This window comes from Paenarthrobacter sp. CC6, assembly GCF_040560085.1.
Classification (GTDB): Bacteria; Actinomycetota; Actinomycetes; order Actinomycetales; family Micrococcaceae; genus Arthrobacter; species Arthrobacter nicotinovorans.
This window is the reverse complement of the sequence record NZ_JARDAN010000016.1, coordinates 102,040-117,614: the sequence shown is the minus strand read 5'-3', so window position 1 is coordinate 117,614 and position 15,575 is coordinate 102,040. Positions and strand designations below refer to the sequence as shown.

Sequence of the window (15,575 nt, the reverse complement as noted above, 5' to 3'; positions counted from 1 at the left end):
CGAACCGACCACGGCAACTTCTTGACCATGACACCCCTCCAACTACAGGGGTGTTGCACTAGCCACCTGAAGACGCCTGCCTGGAACTGTTATCAACTGCCACCTCGCCGGAACGGCTAAGGCGTGTGGTGCTCCGTCATCACGTGCTGGTAGCCGGCGCGGATCATCTCTGCCAGCACATCCCGATCCACGTCGTCCAGCTTGTTGAGGTACAGGCAGGCCGTGCTCGTCTTGTGCTTGCCGAGCTCAGGGAGGAGCCTGTCGGCGTCGGGCCCTTCTGTGACGCCGTACAACACCAGGTTCGCTTTTCGCGGCGAGAACCCGACGGCGGGGGCGTCGCCTTCGCGGCCGGTCTGGTACTTGTAGTGGTAGCTGCCGAACCCGACAATCGTGGGACCCCACATGACAGCTTCGTGGCCGGTGGCTTCGCGCATCATCTCCAGCAGCTCAACGCCGTCCGCACGCCGGGTAGGGTGCTCGACGGCCGCCAGGAATTCCTCGACCGACACGTCCGTGGGCTGGGTCTTGTTCTCTGCCATGATCGTAGTTTTGCAGACGCAGGTCATGGCCGCCAGCACCCCGGTGATAGCCTTCCTGGGTGACTTCAGAAGCTTTGCGCACCCGTCCGTTCCATCAAGTGGACGTCTTCTCCGACCAGCCGTACCGGGGAAACCCCCTCGCCGTCGTGGTGGACGCCGACGGCCTCAGCACGGAGGCAATGCAGCATTTCGCCAACTGGACCAACCTCTCCGAGACCACGTTCCTCCTTCCGCCGACGGATCCCGCAGCGGACTACAGGGTGCGGATTTTTACCAGCAGCGAGGAGTTCCCGTTCGCGGGGCATCCTACCTTGGGGTCCGCGCACACCTGGCTGCAGTCCGGGGGAGTGCCAAAGGCGGATGGCGTTGTGGTTCAGGAATGCGGCGCCGGCCTGGTCCGGGTGAAGCACGACGCCGGACGGCTGGCTTTCGCCGCTCCGCCGCTGACGCGTTTCGGTCCGGTAAGCGAGACTGAACGCGCCCAACTGGCTGCAGGGCTGAGCCTTCCCGAGGCTTCGCTTCTGGATGTGTCGTGGCTGGTCAACGGCCCGGAATGGATCGGCGTGCTCCTTGAATCAGCCGAACAGGTGCTGGCCCTTGAACCTGATTTTGCTGCGATGGGCGACCTCAAGGTTGGCGTGATCGGCCCGCATGAGCCAGGTGCAGCTGCCGATTTCGAAGTCCGCACGTTCGTTCCGGGTGACGCCATGGTGGAAGACCCCGTAACGGGCAGCTTCAACGCGGGAGCGGCCCAGTGGCTGATCGGTACCGGGCGTGCACCAGCGGAGTATGTCGCGGCCCAAGGAACGGTCCTTGGCAGGGCCGGACGCATCCATGTCTCCGCCGAGGATGACGTGATCTGGATCAGTGGGGAATCGACCACCTGCATCGAGGGCAGCGTGCTCCTGTAGCTACTTCATATCGGTCCTCGGAGCACGGATGTCGCTATGCAGTCCCCGCCACCAGCAGTACGGAATTGATAATTGAGGAGATGACGAAGAGTACGGCGAGGCGGCCGTTGGGAGCCCCGAATACTCTGCGGGCAAGCACTGCGTAGAGTGCGGCGGCGATGGCCCCGAACAGAATTCTCAGCCAAGTTTGTCCCAGCATCAGCGTCGCTGCCGGTTCAAGAAACAGACCCACGAAAAGCGTCGTCAGCATGAACGGTATCTGGCCCAGCAGCACCCAGAGCCAGCTTGTGCGCAGTGTTGGCACCTCGACCCCGACAATGAACTTGTAGATCAGCCGCAGTGCAAGGGCCTGGAGGAAAGATGCCACCATGCTCCAAAGAAGTACGCCTACGCGCATGAAAGTGAGCAGTACTTCCTGGCTGGAGAACTGGTTGTATTGGGCATTCTCGCTGACCAGTTGTTCAAGCCTGGGGCCTGCCGCGTATTGCGCCGCCGCGGTGTAGGCGAGAAGCAGGCAGATTATCCAGACGGCGTTGATCTTGGGTGCTCCAGGAGCCTGAAGGGATTCGTGGGACGGGGAGGGGTAGCTCGGGGTCATCGATTACCTTTTCAGTAGTGCGTACTCAGCCCATTCGGCCACGGCGGCCAGAACGTAAAACACGGTGAAGGCGGCGATGGTGCGCATTATCGCTGGGAGGAACTTCGTCCGAATGCCTTCCTTCCTGAGGACTGCAACCAGCGTCGGCCAGAACAGGCGAGCACCCTGGATTGTCATCACCCACGCAACGATCTCGAGCGGGACGTGGACCAGTGTGAGTGCAACGGTCTGTGCCAGGCCTGCCGAGGCGACACTTCCCACCAAGCCCATCCCCAGATAGAAGCCGTTGGCAAGCATCATGATCCTCGCACCGTATTGCGTCAGGAGGAGGGCGACCAATGCCAAGGAGAAATTGTGGGCAAAAATTTCGTTGGCCGTGAGGGCGGTTCCATCAGTAACGGGCTTCCAGGTAAACAGCGATGCAAATAATCCGCCCGCCACCACCGTAATGACTGGCGGGACCAGATCCTTGGCAAAAGACGGGAAGAGCCCGCTTAGCGAACTGTAGAAAGATCGGAAGCCCGAGGGCCGCGCAGGCAGCTGGGATGCGTTCAAGCTGCGACTCCAGCCTCGGACAACCTCACCTTGCGGTCCTGCCCGATGGTGAGATCGTAGTCCGTCCATCGGTCCTCTTCATGGGTGGCCAGGATGACAAGACGATCTTGGCCCGCGGCCAGGAGGGCACTGCGGGCAGCTTTGGAACCATCCCGGTCCAGCCCATTAAGGGGTTCGTCAAGCAAGACAACATCCGTGTGTTGGAAGGCCAATGCCGCTGTAAGGACGAGTCGTTGGCGCTGGCCAAGTGAAAGATCACTGACCTTGGTAGCCAGCATCCCATCGGTGAGGAGCCCGTTGTCTGGGATGGGTCCGGTGAGGGGCCTGATCATGTCAAGCAATTCGCTCGCTGTGAGGTAGTCGAGCGTCAGGTATTCCGTGTCGAGATAGACCGCGTTGAACCTGTTCCGCCAGTCGCGGACAGTTCCGCAGGATGAATGGATCACGCCGCCGAGCAGTTTCAGCAGAGTCGTCTTTCCGCTCCCGTTGCTCCCACGGAGGGCCACCACGCCTCTTTCCGGCAAGTCGATCTTCGTGCTGGCGAAGATGACATTGCTTCCGAAGGCGTGTTCAACGCTCGTCAGGGACTTCATGGTTCCTCTGTTTCTGTTGCCGTCAGGTCGCGTAACCACGATGGTGTATCTGCCATAAGAACGCCGAAGAGCAGCGCGGCTACTATCACCAAGGCGCCAGCGACGGCGGCCAGCCATGCTGGCTCTGCCGCTCCGGGAATGATGCCTCCCAGGACCCCGGAAAGAACGACAGCCATCCCGCCGCACAGAGCTGCGCCCAGGCCTGCCCTTGAGCGTTGGGACAGTTCGGCGATACGCGACGCCGGCAGGACCGCTGTCTTCCGCTGGATGATTAGGGCATCAGCGGCGATTTCAAAGACGGCCAGAGCGGCCAGGAGCAAAGCCGACTGCGGATTTCCGTGGAAGAGCAGAGTTGCGATGAGACACGCCAAGGCAGGCAGTACAAGCACGGCATTGGTAAACAGGCTTCTGAGTAACAGCGCCCTTGCTTTCCCCGGGACAGTGCGGAAAACGAACAACCCAAATCCGAGAGTCTCAAGTGACGACGTCCGCACGAAGCCTGACCTGAAAAGTATCATTCCCAGGAAGAACACAGCAATGGATACAAAAGGCGCAACTCCGGGCCAGGGCGTATTTTCCCCAATTATGAGTGCTAGTGAAGCCAGAAGTACTATACCGCCAGCCTTTATGCCCATATCCAGGAATAATCCCCGTGACTTGAACGCATAATTATGGGCAATTCCGGTGAACAAAAGGGGGGTTCCTGATGCCGTAAGGACCACCGAGGCCAGGGTAACTGCCAAGCCAATCGCGTACTGGTCTTTGCCGCCGGAGAAAATGATGAGCGCGGGAGATTGGGCTATGAGCATGATGACGCTCCCTGACGCCGCTGCTGCTGCAATGATTCCGGGCGTCCAGACCCACGATCTGCCGTTTGGAAGCAGGGCAACCGTGGCTCCAGCCAAGCCAAGGGTTGCCAGTACATTGATCAGGCTGCCCCAGTGGAGGTTCTGGACTGCCAGCATCAAAGCCAAGCCGATGTCCGGGATGGCCAGCCCGGCGCGCATGCCGCATCCCAGCGCTCCCGATACGGTAGTCCACTGCCGGTGAGCCCGCCGGAAGCGACGCCTCGCCTGTAAAAGCCCCAATGCCAGCATGGCGCCGGCTATTGTGGTCAGGTCCGGAGCGTTGAGCGGAATACCCAAAGGGGACAGGCCGGCGTGGGGTGCTGTCCACACAAGGCCAATCACTATGACAAGCAATGTTGCAGCCTGTCCTGCCGTCACTACGGCTTTGCTGGCGCCCAGGCTGAAGCGGAACCCAAGGTCGTCAAGGACACCTTGAAGGCGGCTGGATCTGCGACGGAATTCGTTGATATACGTGGCATGGCATCCGGTAAGGGCCACAGCGAAAGCACTGCGCCAGCGTGGCTGGGTGCTAAGTGGATCCATTGTGGCCCCCTCCGGGTTCACTTGCTGCGGTTTACCAGGCCACGAACTGCTTCAGTGCCCAGCGCTTGACGAGTCCGAAGATGACGCCTGCGAGGGCCGTGCCGATTCCGAACGAGGCGACGATGCCTGCAGCCAACGCGGCCCAGGAAAGTGCGTTGAGCGCGAAGTACAGATTGGTCGCCAGACCCGAGGAGATGCCGAGGGTAGCGACGGCCTGGAATACCACGGACAAGGTTGCGAACAGGGCAGCCGTCACGCCGCCGACCTTAGCCGCTTTGGCCACGGCTGGGCTGATATCACGCTTAACTCGTGTAATTGATGCCGACATGGAAATGCTCCTTTCAATATCATGCGAATAGATTCTTCTGGATCACTTGAGAGGGCTGTTTGTCTTCGGCCGAATGACGTTTTGCAGCCAAGAAGGAGCATTGCGTACGAAGTTGTGCCGGTCAACCCCGTTATTGGTCCAGAGAAGGATTAGGGTGCAGGTGTTTGAATCTACAAGTTTCATCAAATCGCGTAACAATTATGTATTTAGTGCCCTAGGGGATGATCTTTGCAATTTCGGCGTCATGAATCTGGCACTTGCCTCACTCAGGAAAATCACCTGCGCTCCCGTAGACCAGCAGGGCCAAAAAAATTTCAAAAAAAGTTTCAAAACCTGCGACACGGACGGCGTGCTACTCATACATATTGCGGGCATAGTGAGTAACACCTACCTCTGTTGACAGGGCCCGACCTTGCTCCTGTAGCGCCCCGGCCCTCACGCCCGCTTGGGTCTGGACAGCACTGCAACCATGACGATGCCCGCACTGAACAGGGCCTGGACCATACCCACGGCCCACGGAGTGTAGCCAAGATAGAGCCCTACCAGCAGCGGAACCATGGCCAGGATGGTCACGTCGAGTCCGCGCATGAGGGAACCCAGCTGGGCGCGTGGAACGGGGCCGAAGGGCGTGTCCACCGGGGGAGCCGACCAGTCCGGCGCGGCTTTGGTGGCTGAACGGAGCGATCCCGCACCCATCCCGATTCCTGCCAGGGCGCCTACCGCAATCAGGGCAGGGTCGGAAGCGCCCAAAAGAACCAGGAGCCCACTGAGGGCGGCCATCCACACGGCCATGGCCAGGCACGGCATGAGGGCACGGCTGCTGCGGACCAGCGCCGGGTGGAGGGGGAGTAACGCATCGAGTTCGGGCACCAGTGCCGCCTTGCGGGCCACGCCGCCCATGCCGGAAGCCGTGGCGCAGCCGGCGATGACGATGATGCCCAACTGCGCGAATTCGGGCAGGCCGCCTTCGACCAACAGCATGGCGACGCAGGCCACCAGCCACAGCAAAGAAGGTAGCAGGGGCGGATTCAGCCTGAGGAATGCCACAACATCCGCCCGGATCAGCGCCCGAAGCGGACCTCCGGCCGGGCGGGCGAAGAAGCCCGCTGCCCTGCCGCCGTCGACCGTTTTCCGACCGGCGCCCAGCGCACGCAGTACCTCGTTGGAATCCATCATGAACAGGGAAGCTCCGGCATGCCCGGCCACCGCCCCGCCGCGGATCAGCTCCTCGCTGCGCACCTCACCCGTGCGCGGATCCGCAAGGACCAGAAGTACGACGGCGGTGGCTCCGGCCAGCGCTGCCGGCCAGGGAGATTCAGGGAGCGCAGGAAGGACCGCGCAGGCAAGGAGCACGACCATGGTCATCGCGCGGCCAAGCCGGGGTCCGAGCATGCCGAGCTGCTGGAAGGCCGCTAACGCCACGGCGATGACCCCGGCCGCTGCAAAGGTGACTGATGCAAGAAGATGCCCGATCGGCGTGCGGTCAACAGCGGTGACCATGCTGAACGGCAGGAAAACAATGGCCAGGCCGGCCGAAGTGAGAACCACTTTGCGCAGGAATGGGGGCAGGACCATGGGGCGGCGGTCGATGGGGAGGGACAGCCACCAGGTGCTCTCAGGTCCACCCACCGTGACAGGACCGAGCTTCCGGGCGAGGTTGGCCACGATCAGCAGGAAGGCGTACGTCACGGTCGTCCACAGCACGGACTCGGGGAGGACAAGCCACTGTTCCCCGATGATGCTGCTGCCCGCGGAGCTGCGGTCGGCGATCTCGTTGCGGAGGGCCAGTACGAACGAGGCCGCGATGGTCAGCGAAACGGCAATGCCAAGTCCCCAGCTGTACGCGTCGACGAAGCGTTCACTCAACGAAATCCGGCTGCGCTTGTAACGCCGGGTGGTGCTGCGGGTGAAACGGACGATCTCCGCGGCGAGGTGACGGTCCGCCGTCGAACCATCAACTGTCAGCAACTCAGGACCCGGCAATGATCGACGCTCCCCGCTCGGGCTCCAGCTCGCGGACTTCATGGTCGATGACCAGGCAGGAAGAGGCCGTGGCGAGCAACAGCTCCGGATCGTGGGTCACCAGCACCACGGCACCGCCGTTCCGGGCGTGTTCAGCGATGCGCACCCCGAGTGCCACCCGCATCATCGGATCGAGGCGCTGTTCCGGCTCGTCAAGGATCAGCAGCGAGGATGGACGGATCAGGCCTGCTGCGAGGAGGAGCCTGCGTCGTTGCCCGGAAGAGAGGGCATCCGGGATCGCGTCGGCTCTGCCAAGGAGTCCGAAGAACCCGAGTTCTTCTTCCACTCGCCCTTCAGGGTCGGCTACGGAATGGCCGCGGGCAACGAGGAGCAGGTGCTCCCTGACCGTGAGCGAGGGGAAGAACAGGTCGTCGTCGAAAACGGCCGCTACCTGCCGACGGAACGGCACCGCGTCGGGATCGATGAGGAGGCCGTGGACTCTCACGTCTCCGGCCAGGGGAGCCTGGCGACCTGCGATGGTCCTGGCTACCGTCGACTTCCCGGCACCGTTCACCCCCACGATTCCGAGGACTTCGCCGGCAGCCACCGAAGCGGATACCTCTCCACACACTGGAGCTCCGGCATATCCCACAAGCAAGCCTTCGGCTTCCAGTACTGACCCCATGGTGCAACCCTACCGGCGGAACGGGCGCCGGCTCCCGGTAGCGTTGGGCATGGGGCCCGCGGAACCCGGGCGAAATGGACGAATGCGGGAGTGCCGGCTTGCCGGCGGAGTTGGAGAAATGATGAGGGACTTCGAAACCCTGATTGCGGAGGCCACGGAAGCCGACGTGGATGGCTGGGGGTTCGGATGGCTGGATAAGCGCGCCACTGAAGAGCGCCCGCCCTGGGGGTTCGCCGCGTTGCAGGCAGACCGCCTGGCCCAGGTCCGAAGCGCCCTGGACCTGGACACCGGTGGCGGAGAAGTGTTGTCAGAGGCCCGCAGCTTTCCCGAAAGGATGACAGCCACAGAGGCATGGCCACCCAACGCCGCCCGCGCCCGGGCCTTGTTGGGACCGCGGGGCGTGCAGATCGTGGAGCCAACCGCCGGCGATGCGCTGCCTTTCCCTGACGGGTCGTTCGAACTGGTCACTGCCCGGCACCCCGTCAGCCCGGACTGGAATGAAATCCACCGCGTCCTGGTCCCCGGCGGCCACTATTTCGCCCAGCACGTTGGGCCGGCGTCAGCCTTTGAACTCATCGAATATTTCCTGGGACCGCTGCCCGAGCAGCGGAAGGGCCGCGACCCGCAGGCCGAGGTTGCAGCAGCAGAAGCCGCCGGGCTTACCGTGACGGACCTCAGGACGGCCCGGTGCCGCATGGAGTTCTTTGACGTGGGTGCGGTGGTGTGGATCCTGCGCAAATGCGTGTGGTGGATCCCCGGGTTCACGCCGGAACGGTACCTCGACCAGCTCAAGGAACTGGATGGCCGGATGAGATCCGGACATCCCTTTGTTGCGCACTCCACCCGGCACCTGATCGAAGCGCAGCGGAAAGCGGGAGCAACACAGTCTGAGGACAGTTAGAGGAGTGAGCGGGCTTCCAGGTCTTCCATGGCCCAGCTGAGGATTCTGAGGTCGAAGGGATCGCGTTCCAGGATCCCGAAAAGGTAGGCGTCAAAGTCCCAAAGCATGGCATTCCCGCCATTTGCCCAGTACCAAGCCCATAAATCGTCAAGGGTGATCTCATGCTCAAGGACGAGTAGTCGTGCTGTCTGGCGTGAGTCCATGGGATTTCCCCGCTGCTGCCGCAGCACCACGCCGCATCCAGCTGATCGACAAAGGTTCACATCTGGGAACCCATTTTCATGGTTTCACGTTCGCTGTATATCCGAAACCCCCACGGGTTGCGAATACTATGGGAACCTCCGAGGATACAACCGCCTGAATAAGGGACCTCGCAATGAATCAGGAGTACATCGTGGATTCTGCCCGGACCTTTGAGTCGATCGTTATCATTTTCAATCCCAACAGCACGGGGGATGCGCCGGAGCTCGCGCAGCAGTTGCAGAAGAAGCTGAAGGAACTCCTCACCTATCAGCCCGAGATCACCCTCCAGCCGACGGAGCACGCCGGCCACGCCGTGGATCTGGCGCGGGAAGCGGCAGCCAAGGGCGGGGACGTCCTTGTGGTCTCGGTGAGCGGCGACGGCGGCTACAACGAGGTCGTCAATGGCGTCATGCAGGCTGGTAACCCCAAGGCAGTATGTGCTGTCCGGGCGGCAGGCAACGCGAATGACCACAGCCGGATCATGGCCACCAAGCCCTTGGAAGAGGCCATTGCCGAGGGGCATGTCCACAACATCGACCTTCTCCGCATCCACACAGGGCAAAAAGGTGACGAACCGCTTGAATATGCGCATTCGTACATCGGCTTCGGTTTGACCCCGGTGGTTGCCACGGAACTGGAAAAGGGCAGCAAAGGCGCACTCAAGGAAATGGTCACTGTCATACAGACCTTCTCCAAATTCGAGCCGTTCGCCATCCGTTTGGCCGATGGAAAACGCCGCAAGTTCGACAGCCTGGTCTTTGCGAACATCCACGAGATGGCCAAATACGCCACGTTGAGTGAAGCCGACGGGCACCCGTCGGACGGCAAGTTCGAGGTCATCACCTTCCCGCACATGGCCAAGTGGCGCGTGCTCCTGACTGCCTTGAAGGCCACCACCCAGGGCCTGGGGGACCAGCCCAGCGTGAGCAACTACGAATTCACCACCCTCAAGCCGCTTCCTTACCAAATGGATGGCGAGGTGAAGAGCGTGGAGGCCAACGTCAAGGTCACGGTGGAGTGCGCTCCCCGCGCCCTCGCAACACTCGGATAAGGCTCTTAGCCTGCAGGCGCGCAGGCGGCGGTGACAAAGTCGTAGATGCGACCACGCAGGTCATTTGATGCCGGGACCTTTATCAGGCCCTGCCGTCCTCCGAGCCTGATCCTGAGTGGCAGGAGCGTGCCCACCTTGTCTTCGGCGACGGCATGGGGGTCGCAGCGTGCCGGGCGGATGGTCAGGGGCAGTTCCTGTTTGTCCGTGCCCACGGTGACGTTCGTGGGCCAGGGGTTACCGGGGGACTGCGCCAGCAACGTAGTCTCGTCGATCGATTCGATGGTGAGGCTTTGCGGCCCCCCGCCCTGCGTGGCCGGGGTGATGATGAGTCGCACGACGGCGGTCCGTCCGTCCGTTGCCACCTTCAGTTCGGGGTCCAGCGCCAGGGCGGCGACGGCGGCAGCTTCAGTTGCGATGCAGAGTTCGGTTGCGTTTCTGGTCAGCACCCCGAAGGGGTCGGTGGCCTCAGTGGTTTCCTTCGTGGCTTCCTTGCCGGGTTCGGAGTACTCCAAGGTTGCTCCGGTCGGCGGCTCGGAGGTGTCTTGTGCTGCTCCGCAGGCCGCCGCAGGCAGTGCTGTAGGCACAGCTTTGGGCTGTCCCGGGGGCAGTTCGAGGCCGCTTTCGGGTCGCTGCCAGAGAATCTCTTCCTCATAGAGGGGCGAACGAAGCCGGGCAGAGGTCACTGTCAGGGGCGTGGCCGTGGTGTTGGTGAACTGGATTTGGATGGCTTGCTTGCCGTATTGGTCACGGGACTGGTTGACTTCCACGGCGATGGCTCCGGCGCTGGTGCTCGCCGAGGGCTGCGGGGAGGCGGCACCGGAGTCGCAGGCGGACAGGGCAGGCATCATCGCCGCCAGGACCAGAAACCCGGCAAGGACACGCCCTTTTCGGCACACCATGCGATCAGTGTAGGTGTCGCTGGGGGCGCGGGTACGATGTCGCTGACGCACAGCTTTCAACTCCGCCCAAGGAGTTGCCATGAAAGGCGGTATCCATGTCATTCCAGGCTTACCTCGACGCCATTGAGGACAAAACAGGCCTCACGCCGCGGCAATTGGTCGAGATCGCGGAAACCAAAGGCTTCAGCGACCCCTCGGTGAAGGCGGGCACCATCCTTGAATGGCTTAAGGCGGACTACGGCCTCGGCCGCGGCCACGGAATGGCCTTGGTGCATGTCATCAAGAAGGGAGCGCAGATCGACAGCCGGCACGTGGGATCCGAGGGAAGCCACCGGGACGAGTCGGACATGCTCTGGTTGGACGGCAAGGCCAGCAAGCCGTCATCGTGACCGCTGGAGGTCACTGGCCATAAAACACTAAGCATGCTTAGCTTAGTGTCCACTGCACCATCCGTACGCGCGCAGAAAGGTTCACATGTCTACCGTGACGCAGCTGTTCAAAACCCCTGCCGCAGATGTTTGGAAGGTTGTCCAGGAGGGCTGGCTGTATTCCGGGTGGGTGGTTGGCGCCTCAAGAATCCGTTCCGTTGACGACCATTGGCCGGAGAAGGGGTCCGGGCTTCGTCACTCCGTGGGCTCCTGGCCGTTCCTCATCGACGACAGCACCCGCGTGACCGCCGTCGAACCCGGGCGGATGCTGGAGCTTCTCGCGAGGGGCTGGCCCCTGGGCGAAGCCACAGTGCGCATCACCTTGGAAGACGTTGGAGACTCGCAATGCAGGGTTTCCATTGCCGAGGATGCCGTGCGCGGACCGGGCAAGATGGTGCCCAAGAAGCTGCGTGATCCCGTTATCGCAGTTCGGAACCGCGAAACCCTCAGGCGGCTGGAACTCATGGCCCTGGGCGGGGCCGGGCGGCACAGCTAGGAGCGCACCACCCAGTCGAAAGCGTCGGCCTTGGATCGTGCCCCCTGCGCTGACTTGGAGCGGTTCGGCTCATCAAGCTCCGCCAGCAACGTCTCCGACAGCACCACGAGTTCGCCAAAGACCCCCGGGGTCAGCCAGTCCGGGCGGGTCGCGAACAGGATGTCCTCGCTGGAAGTGTTGCCGCTGGCACCCGGGGCAAAGGGGCAGCCGCCAAGACCCCCCAAAGCGCCGTCCACCATGGCAGCTCCTGCCTGGATGGCTGCGAGGGTATTTGCCACGCCCAAACCCCAGGTGTCATGGCCGTGATAGACGATCCGGCGGGCAGGGGATTCGTCCCGCACACGTGCCACCAGTCCGGCAACCTGGGCAGGAACCGCCTGGCCCAAGGTATCGCAGATGACAATGTCCGTGGTGCCCTCGGCGCGGGGATCATTGGCAATCGAGAGTATGCGTTCTTCGGAAATGTTGCCCTCAAACGGGCAGGTAAAAGATGTTGCAATGCACAGCTGGATCTGCCCGTTCACGGCGCGTGCGTATTCGACGGCCTCGGGCAGGGCCGCCAGGCTCTGATCCGTGGTGCGGCCGATGTTCGCCTTGTTGTGGGAATCTGAGGCGGACAGGCAGTACTGGAAGTTCCGCGCCCCCGCAGCCGCTGCCTTCGCCACGTGGCCGGGGGTGGCTACCCAGATCCAGCACTTCTCCAGTTCCTCCGGCGTAAGCGCCTGGACGACTTCCAAGGTGTTGGCCATGGTGGGAACCAGGTCGGCGCGGGCCATGGAGCCGAGTTCAATGGCGGGCACGCCCAGGCGCAGCAGCTCCCGGACGGTTTCGATCTTCTGCTCAGCCGTCAGGAGCTTGCCCGTGAGTTGCAGGCCGTCGCGCAGAGTGACGTCCCGAAGGATGGCTTGGCCCAGTGTTCCGGCCAGGGGGTTCTCAACGTGGTTCATGAGCGGACTGCTTCCTCACGGCCGGCCGCGGCATCGATTTCGTCGGCACTCATCCCCAGCAGGCCACCGAGGATCTCCTGGGTGTTCTCACCGAGGTCCGGCCCGAGGTTGCGGATAGGCAGGGATTGGCCGCCGATGACGGGCACAATCCCCGGGAACCCAACGCCGGGGATGGTCTCCTCGCCCGTGGAAACATCGAATTTCTGGATCATGTTCCGTGCCGCGTACTGGCTGTCGTCGCTGATGTCCGCCGCTGTGTAGATGGGTCCCGCGGGGACGCCGGCGGCTTCCAGCACGGCTAGGGCTTCGGCGGCAGGCAGCGTGGCCGTCCATTCGCCAATTGCCTGATCGAGCTCTTCACGCCGGGTCCAGCGCCCGGCATTGCCCTGCAAATCCGGGCGTTCGGCCAGGTCCGGGCGTCCGATGGTCTGCATGTACCGCTGGAAGATCGAATCACCGTTGCCGGCCACCACGATGCTCGCGCCGTCCCCGCACACGTACGCGTTGGAGGGGGCAATGCCTTCCATCCGCCCACCCACGCGCTGACGGTCCACACCGTAGGCCTGGTAATCCGGAATCAGTGATTCCATCATCGAAAACATGGCCTCATGCAGGGCAACGTCAATGACGCGTTCGGTGAGGGGAACGCCGGAACCCGGGTCCCGGCGTCGTGCTTCGCGTTGGAAGAGGCTCATGACGGAGCCGAAGGCGGCGTACAGTCCCGCGATCGAGTCTCCAATGGAGACGCCGACGCGCACCGGTGCGCGGTCCGGGTCGCCCACCAGGTTGCGGAACCCGCCGTAGGCTTCGGCGACGGCGGCAAAACCGGGCCGTCCGGACAGTGGCCCCGTCTGCCCGAAGGCGGAAATACGGGTGACGATGAGCTCGGGGTTGGCCTCATTCAGGACTTCCGGGCCGAGGCCCCACTTTTCCAAGGTGCCGGGACGGAAGTTTTCCAACAGGATGTCGCACTTCGCCACAAGCTCCAGGACCGCCTGTTTGCCGGCATCCGTGCGGAGATCGAGGACCACTGACTTCTTGTTCCGGTTCAGCGTCCGGTAGAGCATGGAGGTGGTGCCCTTGTGGAGCCGCCAGTTGCGCAATTCGTCACCGGTTCCCGGACGTTCCACCTTGATGACTTCGGCGCCGAAGTCGGCAAGGAGCCGGCCCGCGGTAGGAGCCGCGATGTAGTTGCCGAGCTCCAGGACCCGGACGCCGTCCAGCGGGGCGATTGTTTGCTCTGTCATGGTCTTCTTTCGTGCGTGGCTGGCGAGGGCAGCAGTGGGAACCCCTTACACTCTGGCACGGTATGGCCGGCTCCACCATCGTCACGGCCGTTGGCGGGCATTGTCGGTGGCGGAAGTAGACTCACGCTATGGGTTTCCTGATCCGGACCGCCACAGAGGTGGACGTTCCCGGCATCGTCGCGGTGGAGCTGGCCGCTGGCCGGACCGCGCCCGCCGCCGCCCGGGCGTTCGGGCTGAGGATCGGCAGCGCCATCGCTGATCCCGGGCGTTTGGTTCTTGTGGCCGGGATGCCTCCGGACGTACCGGCGGGCGGAGGCTCCGCCGTCGTGGGTTGGGCCAAAACGCACCAATGGGATTTCCCGGACGGATCGGCGCCCGCCGGTCATTATCTGGCCGGCATCACCGTGCTGCCGGATTTCCGACGACGAGGGCTGGCCCAGGAGCTTACCGAAGCAAGGCTCCAATGGATTTGGCAGCAGGCCGGCGACGCTTGGTACGTAGTGAACGCCCGCAACCAGGCCTCGTTGGCACTGCACCGGAAATGGGGGTTTCGGGAGGTCGCGCGTGGCCCGGGTTTTCATACGGTGACGTTCGACGGCGGTGAGGGCGTCCTGCTCTCGGCGGCACGGCCGCTGTCCTGATCCCATCCAACGGCTCCCCGCCTTAGCATGGGTCCAGGGATGCGCCGACTGGGGGAGTGTGTGATGGGGCCTTTGGATTCGATTCAAGCCAGTGCAGGGAAAGCCGAAACGGCTCAAGTGCCACCGCGACCGAAGGTTCCACGACGTCGCACCTCACGGCTGCGGAAGCTCGAGCTGGCCATCCTGGTGGTGTTGGTCCTGGCCCTGGCTCTTTCCGCTACCCCCTGGCCGTCCGCATTGCTCATCCGCAGTGTTTTTGAACGGGGAGCCCAGGCCACCATCGATGAGATGACGCCCTACGTTCCCGACACGCCCCTGGACACCCAGGCCGGTGTTGTCTACAAGCCAGGCTCCACGTTTGACGTTTTCAGCCCGCAAGGCACGGCGGCTCCCCTTCCTACGGTCGTGTGGATTCATGGGGGCGCCTGGATTTCCGGGGCGCAACGCGACGTCAATCCCTATCTGCAGATTCTGGCGGCCAAGGGCTACACCACGATTGGGATGAGCTATCCGATCGCGCCGGAGGCCACGTACCCGACCGCTGTGCGGGACATCAATGAAGCCCTGGCGTATATCAAGGCGCACGCCGCCGAGCTCAATGTGGACACCAGCCGCATCGTCCTCGCAGGGGACTCCGCCGGCGCCCAGCTGGCCAGCCAGATGACCACGCTCACGGTGAACCCGGAGTATGCCAATCTCATGGGAATCCAGCCGGCCCTCCGGAAATCGGAGCTTGCTGCCACCATCCTGCATTGCGGTGTCTACGATCTTCGCGCCATGGCTGACTTGAACGGCATCGTGGCGTGGGGTTTCAAGACTTCCCTTTGGGCCTACACCGGCACCAAGGATTGGTCTGCCACGTATGCCGGGGCCACCATGTCTACCATCGACTTTGTCACCCCCGGTTTCCCGCCGACGTTCATCAGCGGCGGCAACGGCGATGGCCTCACCTGGCTCCAATCTGTTCCGTACAGCAACCGACTGAAGGACGCCGGGGTGCCGGTGACGGAGCTGTTCTGGCCGGCCAATCATGAGCCCGAGCTGCCGCACGAATACCAGTTCCACTTGAATTTCAGCGAGGCACAGGAGGCCCGGGACAGGACGTTCGACTTCCTGGCGCGGTATACCGCCAAAGTATCTCCATGATGGAACTATTATGG

General features: G+C 62.8%; 19 protein-coding genes. 7 read left to right on the top strand and 12 right to left on the bottom strand.

Annotated features, from left to right (window positions below; translation table 11 throughout):
- Window positions 1–116: 116 nt before the first annotated feature.
- Window positions 117–539, bottom strand: coding sequence for a DUF1801 domain-containing protein (locus tag PV760_RS16055; RefSeq protein ID WP_079582314.1), 423 nt, complete (start codon window positions 537–539; stop codon window positions 117–119).
- Window positions 540–598: 59 nt separating this feature from the next.
- Here PV760_RS16055 and PV760_RS16050 point away from each other — a divergent pair, with 59 nt between their 5' ends.
- A complete protein-coding gene (locus tag PV760_RS16050) occupies window positions 599–1,450 on the top strand; it encodes a PhzF family phenazine biosynthesis protein (protein ID WP_354628236.1) in 852 nt (283 codons plus the stop codon).
- A gap of 34 nt (window positions 1,451–1,484) precedes the next feature.
- Here PV760_RS16050 and PV760_RS16045 read toward each other — a convergent pair whose 3' ends face one another.
- From PV760_RS16045 to PV760_RS16015, 7 genes are all read right to left on the bottom strand, one after another.
- Window positions 1,485–2,048: a hypothetical protein gene (locus tag PV760_RS16045; RefSeq protein ID WP_064722377.1), complete on the bottom strand. Its 564-nt coding sequence runs from the start codon at window positions 2,046–2,048 to the stop codon at window positions 1,485–1,487.
- 3 nt (window positions 2,049–2,051) lie between these two features.
- Window positions 2,052–2,603 (bottom strand): hypothetical protein, encoded by a 552-nt coding sequence (locus tag PV760_RS16040; protein WP_144027682.1) that lies wholly within the window; start codon window positions 2,601–2,603, stop codon window positions 2,052–2,054.
- A complete protein-coding gene (locus PV760_RS16035; protein ID WP_064722379.1) occupies window positions 2,600–3,196 on the bottom strand; it encodes an ABC transporter ATP-binding protein in 597 nt (198 codons plus the stop codon). Before PV760_RS16035 ends, PV760_RS16040 begins: the two co-directional genes overlap by 4 nt.
- Entirely contained in the window at window positions 3,193–4,587 is a 1,395-nt protein-coding gene (locus PV760_RS16030) for a hypothetical protein (protein WP_179128440.1), read from the bottom strand. The genes PV760_RS16035 and PV760_RS16030 overlap by 4 nt, the downstream gene beginning before the upstream one ends.
- A 31-nt stretch (window positions 4,588–4,618) precedes the next feature.
- A complete protein-coding gene (locus PV760_RS16025; protein WP_079582254.1) occupies window positions 4,619–4,915 on the bottom strand; it encodes a hypothetical protein in 297 nt (98 codons plus the stop codon).
- A gap of 435 nt (window positions 4,916–5,350) precedes the next feature.
- Window positions 5,351–6,940: a DUF6297 family protein gene (locus PV760_RS16020; protein WP_354628235.1), complete on the bottom strand. Its 1,590-nt coding sequence runs from the start codon at window positions 6,938–6,940 to the stop codon at window positions 5,351–5,353.
- Window positions 6,885–7,562, bottom strand: coding sequence for an ABC transporter ATP-binding protein (locus tag PV760_RS16015; protein WP_018779439.1), 678 nt, complete (start codon window positions 7,560–7,562; stop codon window positions 6,885–6,887). The genes PV760_RS16020 and PV760_RS16015 overlap by 56 nt, the downstream gene beginning before the upstream one ends.
- 121 nt (window positions 7,563–7,683) lie before the next feature.
- On the opposite strand from PV760_RS16015, the gene PV760_RS16010 reads away from it, so the two are divergent.
- Entirely contained in the window at window positions 7,684–8,463 is a 780-nt protein-coding gene (locus PV760_RS16010) for a class I SAM-dependent methyltransferase (RefSeq protein ID WP_354628234.1), read from the top strand.
- On the opposite strand, the gene PV760_RS16005 is transcribed toward PV760_RS16010, so the two are convergent.
- The gene (locus PV760_RS16005) at window positions 8,460–8,666 is read right to left on the bottom strand and encodes a hypothetical protein (RefSeq protein WP_035734196.1); all 207 of its coding nucleotides are present in this window, start codon (window positions 8,664–8,666) and stop codon (window positions 8,460–8,462) included. The genes PV760_RS16010 and PV760_RS16005 overlap by 4 nt on opposite strands.
- 173 nt (window positions 8,667–8,839) lie before the next feature.
- On the opposite strand from PV760_RS16005, the gene PV760_RS16000 reads away from it, so the two are divergent.
- Window positions 8,840–9,757, top strand: coding sequence for a diacylglycerol/lipid kinase family protein (locus PV760_RS16000; RefSeq protein ID WP_227453614.1), 918 nt, complete (start codon window positions 8,840–8,842; stop codon window positions 9,755–9,757).
- 5 nt (window positions 9,758–9,762) lie between these two features.
- Here PV760_RS16000 and PV760_RS15995 read toward each other — a convergent pair whose 3' ends face one another.
- The gene (locus tag PV760_RS15995; protein ID WP_354628233.1) at window positions 9,763–10,656 is read right to left on the bottom strand and encodes a hypothetical protein; all 894 of its coding nucleotides are present in this window, start codon (window positions 10,654–10,656) and stop codon (window positions 9,763–9,765) included.
- A 95-nt stretch (window positions 10,657–10,751) separates the two neighbouring features.
- On the opposite strand from PV760_RS15995, the gene PV760_RS15990 reads away from it, so the two are divergent.
- Together PV760_RS15990 and PV760_RS15985 are read left to right on the top strand one after the other, a co-directional pair.
- Window positions 10,752–11,045, top strand: a complete 294-nt coding sequence (locus tag PV760_RS15990; protein WP_018779434.1) for a DUF4287 domain-containing protein — start codon at window positions 10,752–10,754, stop codon at window positions 11,043–11,045.
- 85 nt (window positions 11,046–11,130) lie between these two features.
- Window positions 11,131–11,580, top strand: a complete 450-nt coding sequence (locus PV760_RS15985; protein ID WP_055974117.1) for an SRPBCC family protein — start codon at window positions 11,131–11,133, stop codon at window positions 11,578–11,580.
- On the opposite strand, the gene PV760_RS15980 is transcribed toward PV760_RS15985, so the two are convergent.
- Window positions 11,577–12,527, bottom strand: a complete 951-nt coding sequence (locus tag PV760_RS15980; RefSeq protein ID WP_189076612.1) for a hydroxymethylglutaryl-CoA lyase-like TIM-barrel protein — start codon at window positions 12,525–12,527, stop codon at window positions 11,577–11,579. The genes PV760_RS15985 and PV760_RS15980 overlap by 4 nt on opposite strands.
- Window positions 12,524–13,774, bottom strand: a complete 1,251-nt coding sequence (locus PV760_RS15975; RefSeq protein ID WP_354628232.1) for a CaiB/BaiF CoA transferase family protein — start codon at window positions 13,772–13,774, stop codon at window positions 12,524–12,526. The genes PV760_RS15980 and PV760_RS15975 overlap by 4 nt, the downstream gene beginning before the upstream one ends.
- Window positions 13,775–13,902: 128 nt before the next feature.
- On the opposite strand from PV760_RS15975, the gene PV760_RS15970 reads away from it, so the two are divergent.
- Both PV760_RS15970 and PV760_RS15965 read left to right on the top strand, forming a co-directional pair.
- Window positions 13,903–14,415: a GNAT family N-acetyltransferase gene (locus PV760_RS15970; RefSeq protein ID WP_018779430.1), complete on the top strand. Its 513-nt coding sequence runs from the start codon at window positions 13,903–13,905 to the stop codon at window positions 14,413–14,415.
- A 117-nt stretch (window positions 14,416–14,532) separates the two neighbouring features.
- Entirely contained in the window at window positions 14,533–15,561 is a 1,029-nt protein-coding gene (locus PV760_RS15965; RefSeq protein ID WP_354628231.1) for an alpha/beta hydrolase, read from the top strand.
- Window positions 15,562–15,575: the final 14 nt, after the last annotated feature.

Excerpts from the sequence above, each read along its gene's own strand:
- PV760_RS16055 (WP_079582314.1), bottom strand. The coding sequence starts at position 539 with ATGGCAGAGAACAAGACCCAGCCCACGGACGTGTCGGTCGAGGAATTC.
- PV760_RS16045 (WP_064722377.1), bottom strand. The coding sequence starts at position 2,048 with ATGACCCCGAGCTACCCCTCCCCGTCCCACGAATCCCTTCAGGCTCCT.
- PV760_RS16035 (WP_064722379.1), bottom strand. The coding sequence starts at position 3,196 with ATGAAGTCCCTGACGAGCGTTGAACACGCCTTCGGAAGCAATGTCATC.
- PV760_RS16030 (WP_179128440.1), bottom strand. The coding sequence starts at position 4,587 with ATGGATCCACTTAGCACCCAGCCACGCTGGCGCAGTGCTTTCGCTGTG.
- PV760_RS16025 (WP_079582254.1), bottom strand. The coding sequence starts at position 4,915 with ATGTCGGCATCAATTACACGAGTTAAGCGTGATATCAGCCCAGCCGTG.
- PV760_RS16020 (WP_354628235.1), bottom strand. The coding sequence starts at position 6,940 with ATGAAGTCCGCGAGCTGGAGCCCGAGCGGGGAGCGTCGATCATTGCCG.
- PV760_RS16015 (WP_018779439.1), bottom strand. The coding sequence starts at position 7,562 with ATGGGGTCAGTACTGGAAGCCGAAGGCTTGCTTGTGGGATATGCCGGA.
- PV760_RS16010 (WP_354628234.1), top strand. The coding sequence starts at position 7,684 with ATGAGGGACTTCGAAACCCTGATTGCGGAGGCCACGGAAGCCGACGTG.
- PV760_RS16005 (WP_035734196.1), bottom strand. The coding sequence starts at position 8,666 with ATGGACTCACGCCAGACAGCACGACTACTCGTCCTTGAGCATGAGATC.
- PV760_RS16000 (WP_227453614.1), top strand. The coding sequence starts at position 8,840 with ATGAATCAGGAGTACATCGTGGATTCTGCCCGGACCTTTGAGTCGATC.
- PV760_RS15995 (WP_354628233.1), bottom strand. The coding sequence starts at position 10,656 with ATGGTGTGCCGAAAAGGGCGTGTCCTTGCCGGGTTTCTGGTCCTGGCG.
- PV760_RS15990 (WP_018779434.1), top strand. The coding sequence starts at position 10,752 with ATGTCATTCCAGGCTTACCTCGACGCCATTGAGGACAAAACAGGCCTC.
- PV760_RS15985 (WP_055974117.1), top strand. The coding sequence starts at position 11,131 with ATGTCTACCGTGACGCAGCTGTTCAAAACCCCTGCCGCAGATGTTTGG.
- PV760_RS15980 (WP_189076612.1), bottom strand. The coding sequence starts at position 12,527 with ATGAACCACGTTGAGAACCCCCTGGCCGGAACACTGGGCCAAGCCATC.
- PV760_RS15975 (WP_354628232.1), bottom strand. The coding sequence starts at position 13,774 with ATGACAGAGCAAACAATCGCCCCGCTGGACGGCGTCCGGGTCCTGGAG.
- PV760_RS15970 (WP_018779430.1), top strand. The coding sequence starts at position 13,903 with ATGGGTTTCCTGATCCGGACCGCCACAGAGGTGGACGTTCCCGGCATC.